Raw genomic sequence first — 13,602 nt, forward strand, 5'->3', positions numbered from 1 at the left:
TTTTATAAGACTTGATTTCGAGATAATTGAAGGATATTCTCACCTCACGCTCTCGTTACTTAAACAACTTTACTTCTTCCTAAATACTCTCCTTACTACGACAACGACAAGAACGATAGCAATGATTAATATAATTATCCCAGACAAATTAAAACTATGTAACATGGTATACCTCGATTCTTCTTATAAATGCTTCGTTTACTTAAATGTTTCAGCTTCTGTTTCAGTTAACCACTTATAAATAGGTATTTCCTACCGTTCTGAGAAAACACCCAAACATTCCTTGACAGGAATATTCCTTATAAGGAATAATTAATTTAACACCAATGAGCGACATAGATTAAAGTGAAAAAACTAGGAGGTGATCCATAATGTAACACCATACATTATTTATGAAAAATACTCATGTTAGGAGATAATTCATCATGAACGTACAAACATTTAGTGCACTGGCAGAACCCAACCGTCTTGCTATAGTCGACCTTCTACTTGACGAACCTCTTCCAGTAGGGGAGATTGCAGGGAAGTTAAACCTAAACCAGCCCCAAACTTCAAAACACCTTCGCGTTTTGAGCGAAGCTGGTCTTGTTGAGGTTGAGCCGCTAGCTAATCGTCGGATTTATAAGCTAAGACCAGAACCACTTCAAGAGATGGATAAGTGGCTTGACTCCTACCGTCGAATGTGGGAATCGCGGATGGATCGGTTGGAAGATTATCTCAATGGTTTAAAGGAAAAAAAACACTGAATTGATGATTAGGCAACGAAAATATGAAAAAAATCTCGCAGGGTCCCCCTATAACTTGTATGGAGAGACTCATAAGTAAAAATATCAAGTTTTGAGACATAATATCTTTTCCCTAAGAGTATTTAACTTTGACGATGATGAAGATAATGACTTGGCTGTACAGGTAAAGAGAAAATGGAAAAGGTTTATACATTTGAGGGAGGAATTAAAATGGGAATCAATGAATTAAAATCTAGAGTAGAAAACGATCAGGTGCTAGTACTGGAGCGCAACTTCGATGCACCACGCGATCTCGTTTTTAAAATGTTTAAAGAACCTGAGCATCTCAAGCATTGGTGGGGACCAAATGGCTGGGAACTTCCAGTTTGCCACGTTGATTTCCGACCGGGCGGCACTTGGCATTTCTGTATGAAGTGTATGGATCAGGGTCAAGGAGAATATTATGGGATGGAGTCTTGGGGAAAAGTCGTTTACAAGAATATTATTGAACCAGAGATGATTACTTATACCGATTATTTCTCGGATGCTGATGGTAATATTGACGAAGCGATGCCTTCATCCGAGATCACTTTGGAATTCATCGATATGGATGGAAAGACGAAGCTTATTAACCGTACAGAGTATGAGTCTGCGGTAGCTCTCAATAAAGTCATGGATATGGGCATGCTGCAGGGCATCACAGAAACTTGGAACCGCCTGGAAGAGTATCTTAAAGTAGTTAAATAACTATTATTAAATCAGGAAAGTATCAATCATAATGAAAAGGAGAAATATCAATCACTAATCAAAAAATTGTCCCCCATCTGTGGTTTAATCAGGAAGCCAAAGAAGCAGCACAATTTTATACATCTATTTTCCCCGATTCAAAAGTCACCAATATCACAACAATTCGTAACACGCCATCTGGAGATAGTGACGTCGTATCTTTTCGTATTGCAGAATATTCATTCATGGCCATAAATGGAGGTCCACATTTCCAGTTTAATCCTTCTATATCTTTTTTTATCAATTTTGACCCTTCTAAAGATGAGAGCGCAAGGGAAGATTTAGATCAGGTCTGGGAAAAGCTGTCCCAAGGCGGTACACCACTTATGCCACTTCAAGAGTATCCGTTCAGTAAACACTACGGATGGATCAAGGATAAGTATGGCCTGACATGGCAGCTGATGCTCACGAACCCGGATGGTGAAGAACGACCATTTATCGTACCTTCATTGATGTATGTTCAAGATGTGGTAGGGAAGGCAGAAGAAGCCAGTGACTTTTATCTTTCTGTATTCAGTGAGTCAAGACGAGGGGATATCGCTCGTTATCCAGCAGGCATGAAACCAGATGAAGAAGGGACTGTGATGTTTACAGATTTTATGCTTGAAAAGCAATGGTTTGCTGCTATGGATAGTGCTCAGTCACATAATTTCAAATTTAATGAAGCTATTTCACTATTAGTTCGATGCAAAAATCAAGAAGAGATTGATTACTACTGGGAAAAGCTATCCTCAGATCCAAAAGCAGAACAATGTGGCTGGATAAAAGATAGGTATGGTGTCTCCTGGCAAATCTGGCCGGAGGTTATGGGAGAAATGATGGCAAATAGGACAACAGAACAATTGAACCGATTAACAAACGCATTTCTCCAAATGAAAAAAATTAACATAGAAAGATTAATAGAAACATATCAAAGTAAGTAATAAATTTCTTGCTCTCAATTGATTATAAAGCTGGTTAGCGCCAGCTTTTTTTATTACACAATGTCAATAAAATACGACATTAAGAATCTCCAATAGCTCATAGGGTTATGTTAAGCAGTTGCCCCCAATACAAGAAGATTCGTAATCAAGATATTATTTCATAAGCTACGTAATTAATGCACAAAATTTATTACAGGCTCCTCATATGGATGGATACTCTTTATTAAATTCCTAATCTCCTCCATATTCTCGTAAGACGACTTAAACTCCATTTTACAGTCTAATCCAAATTCCTTTTTATTCTTTCATGAATACCACCCTCTTTTAAAGTGCTTAGGATCCATTGTCTTTTCCGTTAAGATAAACCACAATTTCATCATACATATATAGTTACATAATGGATAAACTGAAGGTTAGACCACATTTGATTTGGAGTGAAGACAATGGAGTTCATTCAACAAAACGTCAAATTAACATCGGCCGAGATATCAAATTTATGGGCTACATACATGAATGACAGTGGTTCCATTTGCCATTTAAAATATTATCTCAATACAGTAGAAGATACTGAAATTAAATCTGTTATTCAATATGCATTAGACATTTCACAATTGCACGTTAACACAATAACAGAGATATTTACTCGGGAAGGTTACCCTGTTCCTCATGGTTTTAAATTAAATGAAGACGTTGATGTGAATGCACCACGGTTGTTTTCTGATACTTATTATTTAAATAATGTTAATCAATTGGGTAAGATTGGTTTAAATGCATATAGCACGGCTTTACCTGTTGCGGTAAGAGAAGATGTTTATAGCTTTTTTAGTCAATGTATAAGTGAATCAGATAACCTTATCAAACAAACGAATGATATATTATTGGCGAAAGGACTGTATATCAGGTCACCATACCTCCCGAAACCTGAATCATATGATTTTGTAAAACAGAAAAGTTTTTTGGCAGGCTTTTTTGAAGAAAAAAGATCCCTTATAGGTGCCGAAATCACAAACCTATATACCAACTTTCAAAGGAACGCATTAGGGGCAGCCACCCTAATTGGTTATAGTCAAGTTGCCCAAGATGAAGAAGTAACACAATTCCTATTAAGAGGAAAGCAAATGGCAAATAAGCATTGTGAAATATTTGGTTCATTTCTAAAAGAAAGTGATTTACCTTGTCCTATGACATGGGATACAGAGGTTACTGATTCTATTACGTACACTTTTTCTGACAGGAAAATGATGTTTTATACAACAAGTTTAATTGCACTTAGTGTAGGATATTACGGAGGAAGCATGTCCATGAGTCCAAGAAGGGATATTGGCGTTATGTATAGCAGATTAGTTGCGGAAATATTAAAATATGCTGATGACGGGGCTAAAATCATGATTAAAAACGGGTGGATGGAAGAACCACCACGGGCATTAGACCGTGATGAACTATCCAAAAAATGAAATAGTAGAGGATAAAAGCAAAGTTCTTGAAGCAATTTTTTGGAGTATTGCATTGCCTGGCTTTGCACAAATCCTAAATGGAAAGATAATAAAGGGTTTTTTGTTTATTGTTATAGAAATTTTCATTAATGTTAAATCAAACTTTAATGAAGTAATTTATTTAAGTTTCCATGGAAGAATTGAGGAAGCTATTATACAAACAGATTATCAGTGGTTAATGTTTTATCCTTGTTTGTATATGTTTGTTATGTGGGATGCATTTAAAGATGCTGGGGGCGGAAAGGAACCATATGCATTTATTCCCTTTGCCTTTTCTGCATTTTCTGTAACGATTGGTTTGATATATTCCTCAACGTTTGAAATTGGTGGTGTTCTATTGGGTTCAATGTGGCTACCTATACTGTTCTTACCTATTGGAATAGTCTTTGGAAAATTGATTAGGTCCATTGTTCTAAAAAATTTTTATAGCCAAAGAGGATAGTTTTGGTATCAATTCAAAATACACAAAATTTATGTTTATACTTTTGTATAAAGGGTACATCACCATAGACGCAGGATTGATAAGGGGCTATATGCCCCTTTTTTTATGAATTTTATAACATAACAGGGTCCTTTTTATTCTTAAATGCTTTTGAAGTCTGTTTCATTACAACTAAAAAGCAAAAAGTTAATGATTTTGGATTTTTTCAGATGACCTGGCCAGTAAGTTGCTGAAGGTATTTTAAAGTGGCTGCATTTACTGTCCCAAAGATCAAATCTTACAGGTGAACATTTTATATTAAAGGTGTAACTTCACCTCTTCATAAGTCTATATGACTTCTTGAACAGGTCAAAACCCTTCTTACCAAATACTAAAACATATAAAAGAGACCGCATTCAGAGAGACTTTTCTCCCTGAATGCGGGGTATATACTCTATTCCCCTACTTTAACAATCGCCCCCAATTGTTTAAGACTCGACTTCAAGGTATCAACCTTAAAAGAGTCCTTACACTCCCATTATTAATGGAAAATAATTTATAAAAGTAAACCATCCAAAGGAAGCTAAACTTAATGTTAGCACGGTAAGTGACAAATAAGGATGATAACCTGAATTTTGTATTTGGAATATTATGGATCCCAAAATACTTACTACAAATATGAATCGCTAGATCACATTCATTAGATTAGACAGCCTAATTCCAACTCAATCCTTTTTCCCCAAAAAAGAGGCTTATCCTTTCTACAGATAAGCCACCTTTAGTAATAACATCTTTTTTACTGTAAGGTATTCAACGATTACAATATTTCGATATACCCTTCTGTTCCATGTACGCGAATTCGTTGCCCGTCTCTTATTAGTTTAGTAGCATTTTCTACACCGACAACTGCTGGTAAGCCATATTCACGTGCGATAACTGATCCATGGGTCATCAGTCCACCAACTTCGGTGACGAGACCTTTAATGGATACAAACAATGGGGTCCAACCAGGGTCTGTAAAGGGAGTTACTAATATATCTCCATCTACAAGAACGGCATCGTCCATGTGTAAGAACACACGCGCTCTCCCTTCAATAACTCCAGAAGAAACAGGTTGACCTACAATCGCATTGGCTGGAACATTTTCTCGTTTGTACTCACCAGGAATGATTTCACCTTCAGAAGTGATAACACGTGGGGGAGTTAGTTTTTCATATAATTTGTAGTCGTCTTTTCGTTTACTTATGGTCTGATAATCCAATTTGTTTGTACGTACTACTTCGTGAAGTTCATCAAAAGTGAGATAAAATATATCTTCTTTGTCATGAATAACACCAGCTTGCACGAGCTGTTCAGCTTCTTTCATTAAAGCCTGCTTATAAACGAAATAGCGGTTAATCCAACCGTATTTTGGATATTCACGATAACCGATGAAATTTCGTATTCGGCGGATCATTCGCTTTGTCTCTTTAGCTTTCTGTTCACCATCCGGCAATTGGATTAATCGAGCTAATAACTCTTGTTCTTTTTCCATAGCCTCTAGGCGACCTTGCTCAAATTTTCGATTGCCGGCATTAGGTTCAAAGGCATTGATGTTACCCAGAATCATGGGGACCAGTGTAATTGGTTTTTCACTCCAACGCGTTTTAGAAATATCGATTTCTCCCGCGCATCGCATTCCATATTTATTGAGATAAGCATAGATTGCGTCATAAGCTTCCTGTCCACCCTCGAGCTTAACCATTTCCTCCAAAAAGTTCTCATCTTTTACATGCTGTAAATAATCAATCACTTCCGGATAAGGACGAATCTCATCAGCCACACGCATTAATGCCAGACCCATTTCTGAAGTAATATTGTTGGGTACCGATTTAGAAAGCGAATCTGCTGCGTTTTTTTCGCCTAACCACTCGTTCATTTTTTCATTAATCCATAATGAAGCATTTATAGCAGTCATAAACACACCCGTACTTATTGGGTCAAATAAGAACTTTTTTAATTGCTCGATATCTTCGAGAATAAAATCTAATAAATCCTCTCCTGATTTCATCTGGATGTTTTGTTTTAACTCTTCTACCGATGCTTCGTTACTCTTAATCAAATCAGAAACAATGTTCGGATTGTTTTCAATTTGTGCCAGCAAATCTGAATCACTTCTGTTGGGAGTCGGTGCTGTTTGATCATTTGGTAACAATTTTATGAAATCTCGCTCTATTATGCTCATGAGGGCGCCTTTTATGAGCGGATCCGATCCCACGGTATTTAATAAAGTTTCCCGACCGACAGCTGTAGCCAGTCTAGGTGCAACATCAACAAACAACCTCCCACCAGCTTTACGCATTGGTGCAGGGGTAATTAACAGGAAGAAAGACATTCCCAATGGTTTCATGGGGTCTGTCATCATTTGTTGATGACCAACAGATAAATAAACGTGATTTTCTTGATCATTTGCTTCAGGGATCGGGAAAAGCGTAGTGATTGGACGGCTCTGGACAATAAAAATTGTTTCATCAACTAAACACCATTCGATATCTTGCGGGCAGCCAAAATAAGCTTCAATCTGTCTACCGATAAGTGCTAATTCTAAAATTTGGTGGTCAGTAAGTGTTTGAGTCTTTTGCTGAGCGAGGTCGATCTGCTGTGTCTCTGTTCCGCCATCTTTTCGTCCATAGATAGCCAATTTTTTGTGTGCTATCCTCCTATCGACAATTTCCTCTTCCATTACTTTATAACAATCGGCAGATACCAAGCCAGAGACTAGTGCTTCTCCAAGTCCAAAACTGGCATCGATGGATAGCAGGTTTCGGTTAGAAGTAATCGGATCAGCTGTAAATAAAATCCCAGAAGCTTTTGGAAAAACCATCCTTTGAACGATTACGGATAGATTAACTTGGCTATGGTCAAATCCGTTTTGCATTCGGTAGATAACCGCACGATCCGTAAATAGGGAAGCCCAACATTTGCTGATATGCTGCAAGATGGCATCAACGCCCATGATATTTAAATAGGTTTCGTGTTGACCAGCAAAAGAGGCATTTGGTAAATCTTCAGCAGTTGCACTAGAACGCACTGCATAAGCATGTTCTTCGCCAAACTGGGAGAGATAGCGAGCAATTTCAAACGCAACATCGGAAGGAACTGCTACTTCCATAATGATTTGTCGAATATTGCTGCTGATTTCACCAATTTGATTTCGATCGTCTACTTTCAGCATTCTCAGTTGATCCAACAATGCTTGAAACGTATCGTTTTGTTCGACGGCTTTTTGATAAGCTTCTGTTGTAACACAAAAACCTTCTGGTACTTGTATTCCTTGAGTCTTCAATAGTTCCCCTAAATTAACCCCTTTGCCTCCGACCACCATTTGTTTCGTTTTATCAACCTCTTGAAACTCCAGTACATATTGTTTCATTTCTTTCCCTCCCATTTATCGTTCTCAATGCTAAGGTAAAGCAATTAAAAAAAGAGTTCATCTTATCAACTAATTATGTCCGTTTAAATGTCTCATCGAAGTAGCAACATCACTTGTCTAATACTACCAATTTAAATAAATAAAAAACAGACTAAGAATGTTTAATGAATCGTGATATAATTAAATTAGAGAAAAGGACAGTTACTGATTATTTATCGTAACTGTCCTTTTTTGTAACAAATATAATTGAAACTATCTATCCTTCCTCTATAAAGAAAAGAGAATATTACGATACCTCCTTGTTTTGTCAGGACTGCCCGGCAGGATCAAAGCAATCGCCTTAGATATCAGAAGCCACTTTCACAATATCCTACTCACAACTTATTAACCATCTCGGAACTGAGTCTTCAACTATTCTGATCCGTTAGCACGATAAGCGATAGCCACTGTGCAGCTATCGCCCCCATTTACGGAAGACTTGATTTCGAGATATATTTGAATTGATTTTCAATAACGCACCTGTTTAGGTCCTCTTTTACTTTAGTTACCCATTAACTTAATTAAGCAAATACTATTATTGAAATGGACTTTTCTTCTTACTAGGATAATCAATTGAGTTAGCTATTTTAACTAATACTTCAGCATTGACCTTATCAGAAGCCCTTTTATCAATACTAAACATGTATTGCCAATCATCCCTCTCAAAAACTAATGCATAAGGCCCTCTACTAAACTTCATATAGACTGCTTTATTCCCGTTCTTTAGGTTAACCTTTTTAACAATATACTTATCTGGGATTTGAATTTTATGCTCGATAGGTCGAACGTCTATTTTGTAATGATTTCCAGGTGATTCCTCACTTATGAACGTCAGTTCTAAAGAATCATTTATGTCGCCATCTAAATCACTAAATCTTCCCAAATAATGAGTAAAAGTTATAGGTGGAATTCTAAGTGGCAACTTTAAGTCTCGGTTATAATGTTCTTCAAATTCTTTTATAGCTTCTTCAGCCGTTGTATACCCGCCATATTCAGGATAGAATTCCTCTATGGGTTTAGGTTTATCGTTAGAATTTGCATTTACTGTTCCATGGTTCCCTCCCCAAAAGAAAGTACTGAAAATGATTAATAAAAGAGATATACATTTCTCCATATAATACCACCCTAAAATTATATTTAGGCGTATTATTAACAGTTAATTAACAACTATTCTTTCTGCACTAACCTGGTCGTTAGTTCATAAAAAAAGGTCCAAACCGTTATTCCTGATTTGCCCCCGTTAGTTTAATTAGGTGTTATGCAAAAATGATCATTAACTCTTAATTATTGTAATGTCCTCTTATTTCAGAATACAATATCCAAACATTTGTTTTAAAAAAGAAAAAATATGCCAAAAAACAACACTACAGTCCATATAAAGGAAATATGTATGCTTTTGTTAATACGATTGTTATTTCTTTGTTTTTTGTGCTCAATCGAAAAAATAAATAGGAATATTAAAAAGAGAAAATATATAAGGAAGAAATATAGGAGTGACCTCCACTGTTCAATCCAGCTCATAATGGGTCCAATAGTTCCACCCACCAAGAATAGAATTACGGATAAAACACCTACTGAGATACTAATTTTGGGCATCAAACTCCAAAAGGATCGTTCAAAAATATTGTTTCTCTTTTTTGCCTCAAACAAAAATATTAAATAGATGCAAGATAAAACTGCTGTTACGATACTAAATGTGATGTAAACATTATTCACGGGGGTCCAACCAGTCGAAGAGCTTACCAGTCTGCTAACAGCAACCAATTCTAAAGTTGCCATCAATACTCCTATAACACCCACTGTCAGGATTTGAAGTACTAACCATTTCACTTTCTAAACACCCCCTAACCATATACGTATAAGTACACAAAAGTTCTAATAACGTCCTCATTTCTAATCTCCCACCTCTTTTATTAAAGACCCCGTTGCAGGAAGACTTGAATCCGAGGTATATCTTATTGTTTTACCATATGACTCTTATCGAAAAAATAAGGAATAAATTATAAACCCAGCTACTATTTGGAAAATAAATATACCAGTTCCCTTCCAGCCTAAGCCACCAACTAAATCTGCAAGGTTACTTCCGTGACCACTACTTGAAGGATTGCTTAACTCTTTTTGTCTTAGTCTTTCTCTTCTTTCTCCAGGTGTTTCATTTCCCATCTAATTCCTCCTAAAATCATTTCTCTTATTACACACATACGATACTAATCCAAATTAGTTTCAAAACGCCTAATATCTCGAAACTGAGTCTTCCACAAACCTGCCCTTTAGCTGAAGACTCAGTTTCGAGACATTTCTGGACAACTACGCTTAAAACTGGACTTTTATCCATCCCGTTTCTCCTGGAAAGTCATCTCTGGAAAGTTTCGCACCACTTATGAATTGCCTATAAGAGGTCATCGTTCCGTCATGTGTAACGATATATATCCTCTCCTTCTGCTGTTCTTCACACCATTCAAGAAACCTTTCTGCCAAAGATGCAAATTCCTCTTCGGGTAAAGTATTAATCCCTTGCCGCCATACATATGGCAAGGGATTATCAATGTGAAAGTCGGGAAAGTCAGTTTTGATTTGATTCATTTCCAGCAGTTGATCACAAGGAAGTGTCTGCCATTCCGGATTTTGCGGAAACATTCTTGGAGATACGAATGGACTTACAACTTTATGGCAGTTTACCCCTTGCGTCCATATCGTGGCGGTTTGCAACGTTCTACGTAGTGGGCTGATCACTATGAGATCTTGTTCTGATAAAGGAAATTTTTTTCTGAGCATACTTGCTTGTTGGATTCCTTCCTCTGTCAAGTCAGGATCTGAAGTATGTAAGCTTTGAGGTAGATGTGTTGTGTGCTCACCTTGACCATGCCTGATAAATATTAATTCCACTAATATCCCCCTTGTCACTCAATCTTTTTATACCAATCATCTTTATTAAAGCGCTGCGCGACCATAGCCATAATCCCGATCGGAACGCCTATTACTATATACAATGCAACGACTGGCAGAAGACCAGCTATTGTCATCGTATTATTCAGAAGAATGACCATAATAAGGAATAGAGTTACAAAAGTAAAAAATGAACCTCTTCCCTTCCTTTTTCTACGATAGGCAGTGACTCCAGCACCTGCCATAAATACAGTGACAAAACCGAAGATCCCCTGGACAATTGGCTCGAGCAGAACTTCGTCATGTTTCGTTAGCAAAGCACCACTTGAAAAAATGATCGCTATTGACCCGGTTAATATCAATAAACGATTTTTGTTGAACAAGGTTTTCCCCCCTTTTCAGTTCGTCTCATTTAAGAAAGCATGGCCCTTTCATTTCGATTGAAAAATTGTTTAAAAACTTGCGATGATATTCCAAAGGATATGTAAAAGAATGGATACGAAAAGGGACTTTTTGCAATGGTAAACAACTCCGAATGCAACCCCCATGATGAACCCGAAAACTAGATAATCGCCATGGATCACCCCGAACAATAGAGAAGAAAGAATAATTCCCATTAGGCTTCCTAGCCTTTTTGTCAGCCCATGCTGAATGATTCCTCGGTAGATGATTTCCTCATAAATCGGTACGAAGAGAATGACACTTATTAAATAGACAGGTGTTTCATCACGTTGTCCAAATTCATATAATGCCAAGAAATGTTCATCGAATAAAAAATCCAGGAAGAATATGAATTCTCTACAAATGAATAACATGATTAATGATAGGAAAAGCCATATATAGGTAGAGGCCCCTTTTAGTACAGATAGTTTCAAGGTACTCTTTATGTGATTTCTGATTGTCGGAAGAATACAGAGGATTACTACTATCCCGATGAATTCAAGGATGTACGAATAATCCCTATATGGGTAAAATTCGGAACTGACACTGAACATGGAGTTCAAAATTCCGTCAATGGTGATATATAACAACAAAAACAAAACATACTGAAACACGGATAGATATATTTCTTTCCTCAATAATACCCTCCCCAATAACCAGCTTTTGCTTTCCAGTGCAAATCCCATTATTTTAAAACTTCTATTTTTTTACAATATTTCATCTAGTGGAAAGATTATTATCCGGGTTATATATAAAGGGTAAAAGTGTCATATTTTGGTGCGTAAACGCATACCTCCCTCGTTCAGATGAAAAGGTCCCTTTAACTCATCTCCTTTGGAAGGTTTTACAATTTAGTTATCGGGGAATGCTACATTAACGATAAAATGGGGGTAGTGGAAATGCAAGAAACACCAACCGACAATAAGGTTCATTGTAGGACAGAATACTCTCCTCTCAGCAGAGCACTGGTTGTAAAGCCATCGTTCATGAAGATAACCGAAGTGATCAATGAAACGCAAAAGTATTACAAAAGAAACAATATTAATATCCCTCTGGCTTTGCAGCAGCATGAAGAGTTTGTTGATATCTTAGAAAAAAATGATGTAGAGGTGCTTGAACTGCCCGCGGAATCAGATTTACCTGAACAGGTTTTTACGAGAGATATCGCATTTGTAATTCATAATGACCTCTTCCTCGGTTCAATGAATGAACAAGTTCGGGAAAAGGAGACCACACGCCTGGAACCATGGCTTCATGATAACAAAATCTCATTGGAAAATGTGTTCACGGGTTCGATTGAAGGCGGTGATGTGATGGTGGATGGATCAACTATCTGGGTTGGAAGGAGTGGGCGAACGTCTGCCAGAGCTGTGGATGAGCTTCAAGCACGTCTCCCTTCTTTTCATGTTGAAGCCTTATCCCTGAATGATGACATCCTCCATCTTGACTGTGTTTTTAATATAATCGGGGAAGGGGTAGCACTTGTTTATCCTCCGGCTTTTACTTCGAATGATTTTGAAAAGTTAAAAGCCTCCTATCATTTGATTCCAGTTACAAATGAAGAACAATTTCGAATGGGACCAAATGTCCTCACTATCGGACATGGAAAAGTCATCAGCCTTCATGCGAATGAGAGGTTGAACAGGATTATGAAGTCAAAAGGATTCCAAGTCATCCCTGTTGAATTTTCTGAAATCATTAAATCCGGAGGCTCTTTTCGCTGTTGTACCCTCCCTCTGCGAAGAGAAGAATAAAATGTGTTCATTCACTTCCTCTTATGGCTACCTGCGAACTCTAACGCAGCATACGATAAATAAACCAGTCCCAAAAGCAAGGGCAACCTTTTTAAGGACCATGCTTTTGGGACTTTTTTTGTATTACCCTACAACTCGTTGCATCACAACCCGCCCAATATTACATACAATAGGATGAAGTATGAGCCAAAGGAGTGAAGATCCATGTATCATCCTTATTGGTATAACTATCCCCATGGTCACATGCCTGTCATTCAGCAAAATCCCGGTCATTTCCAAAATAATCCCGGCAACCCGAATGAACAAGTGTGCCGGGACCGTTGTTATAAATTAGGTTTCCGTCCTGGAACTGCCGGCTGGCGATATTGCATTCACGGATGCCAGGGCAATAATGGTTTGTTTAGAGATCAATCTCTTCCAGATCAATGGGTGACATATATTCAACCATTAGTAGACATGGCCCTTGAAGAGGTGGATGAAGGCATCAACTTAACACATTTATTCCAGGAATATATATTAGCCGGGGTTTTAGTCGGGCAAGGGTTCCCACCTGAAACAGCGATTCAACAAGTTGAAAGTTGGGAAAAAGGAGAATCAAAGTTACTCCAGCAAAGTAAGAAGAATGAATAGTTTCTTGCCCTCATTCACAAAATCCCCCTAGAGTAGTATTTTATAATTTCTTATCCACTAAAAAAGCTGACTCATCAAAGAGTCAGCTTTCT

13 protein-coding genes are annotated in these 13,602 nt (G+C 37.4%); 7 read left to right on the plus strand and 6 right to left on the minus strand.

The features are described from left to right. The first annotated feature begins 425 nt into the window (after positions 1-425). From HLI_RS03295 to HLI_RS03315, 5 genes are all read left to right on the plus strand, one after another. The gene (locus HLI_RS03295; protein ID WP_128523069.1) at positions 426-746 is read left to right on the plus strand and encodes an ArsR/SmtB family transcription factor; all 321 of its coding nucleotides are present in this window, start codon (positions 426-428) and stop codon (positions 744-746) included. Positions 747-956: 210 nt separating this feature from the next. Beyond that, positions 957-1,472, plus strand: coding sequence for an SRPBCC domain-containing protein (locus tag HLI_RS03300; RefSeq protein ID WP_128523070.1), 516 nt, complete (start codon positions 957-959; stop codon positions 1,470-1,472). A gap of 77 nt (positions 1,473-1,549) precedes the next feature. Then, complete coding sequence (locus tag HLI_RS03305; protein WP_347232272.1) at positions 1,550-2,434, plus strand: VOC family protein; 885 nt, start codon at positions 1,550-1,552, stop codon at positions 2,432-2,434. A 443-nt stretch (positions 2,435-2,877) separates the two neighbouring features. Continuing rightward, positions 2,878-3,888 (plus strand): DUF3231 family protein, encoded by a 1,011-nt coding sequence (locus HLI_RS03310; protein ID WP_128523072.1) that lies wholly within the window; start codon positions 2,878-2,880, stop codon positions 3,886-3,888. Continuing rightward, entirely contained in the window at positions 3,869-4,369 is a 501-nt protein-coding gene (locus tag HLI_RS03315; RefSeq protein ID WP_128523073.1) for a hypothetical protein, read from the plus strand. The genes HLI_RS03310 and HLI_RS03315 overlap by 20 nt, the downstream gene beginning before the upstream one ends. 796 nt (positions 4,370-5,165) lie before the next feature. Here the strand turns inward: HLI_RS03315 and ppsA are convergent. From ppsA to HLI_RS03345, 6 genes are all read right to left on the minus strand, one after another. After that, the gene (gene ppsA / locus HLI_RS03320) at positions 5,166-7,760 is read right to left on the minus strand and encodes a phosphoenolpyruvate synthase (RefSeq protein WP_128523074.1); all 2,595 of its coding nucleotides are present in this window, start codon (positions 7,758-7,760) and stop codon (positions 5,166-5,168) included. Positions 7,761-8,334: 574 nt separating this feature from the next. Next, positions 8,335-8,913 (minus strand): hypothetical protein, encoded by a 579-nt coding sequence (locus HLI_RS03325; RefSeq protein ID WP_085505792.1) that lies wholly within the window; start codon positions 8,911-8,913, stop codon positions 8,335-8,337. Between the two features lie 863 nt (positions 8,914-9,776). After that, on the minus strand, positions 9,777-9,962 hold the full coding sequence (locus HLI_RS03330; RefSeq protein ID WP_085505794.1) for a DUF6366 family protein: 186 nt from the start codon (positions 9,960-9,962) through the stop codon (positions 9,777-9,779). Positions 9,963-10,112: 150 nt separating this feature from the next. Continuing rightward, positions 10,113-10,685 carry a histidine phosphatase family protein gene (locus HLI_RS03335; RefSeq protein WP_128523075.1) on the minus strand — a complete coding sequence of 191 codons (573 nt, stop codon included), beginning with the start codon at positions 10,683-10,685 and terminating at the stop codon, positions 10,113-10,115. Between the two features lie 14 nt (positions 10,686-10,699). After that, positions 10,700-11,068, minus strand: a complete 369-nt coding sequence (locus HLI_RS03340) for a hypothetical protein (RefSeq protein ID WP_128523076.1) — start codon at positions 11,066-11,068, stop codon at positions 10,700-10,702. A gap of 69 nt (positions 11,069-11,137) precedes the next feature. Next, positions 11,138-11,764: a CPBP family intramembrane glutamic endopeptidase gene (locus HLI_RS03345; protein WP_164908467.1), complete on the minus strand. Its 627-nt coding sequence runs from the start codon at positions 11,762-11,764 to the stop codon at positions 11,138-11,140. A gap of 261 nt (positions 11,765-12,025) precedes the next feature. On the opposite strand from HLI_RS03345, the gene HLI_RS03350 reads away from it, so the two are divergent. Both HLI_RS03350 and HLI_RS03355 read left to right on the plus strand, forming a co-directional pair. Then, entirely contained in the window at positions 12,026-12,880 is an 855-nt protein-coding gene (locus HLI_RS03350) for a dimethylarginine dimethylaminohydrolase family protein (RefSeq protein ID WP_128523078.1), read from the plus strand. A 204-nt stretch (positions 12,881-13,084) separates the two neighbouring features. Further along, entirely contained in the window at positions 13,085-13,510 is a 426-nt protein-coding gene (locus tag HLI_RS03355) for a hypothetical protein (protein ID WP_128523079.1), read from the plus strand. The last annotated feature ends 92 nt before the right edge of the window (positions 13,511-13,602 follow it).

Origin of the sequence: Halobacillus litoralis, assembly GCF_004101865.1 — a bacterium.
GTDB lineage: Bacteria > Bacillota > Bacilli > Bacillales > Halobacillaceae > Halobacillus > Halobacillus litoralis_A.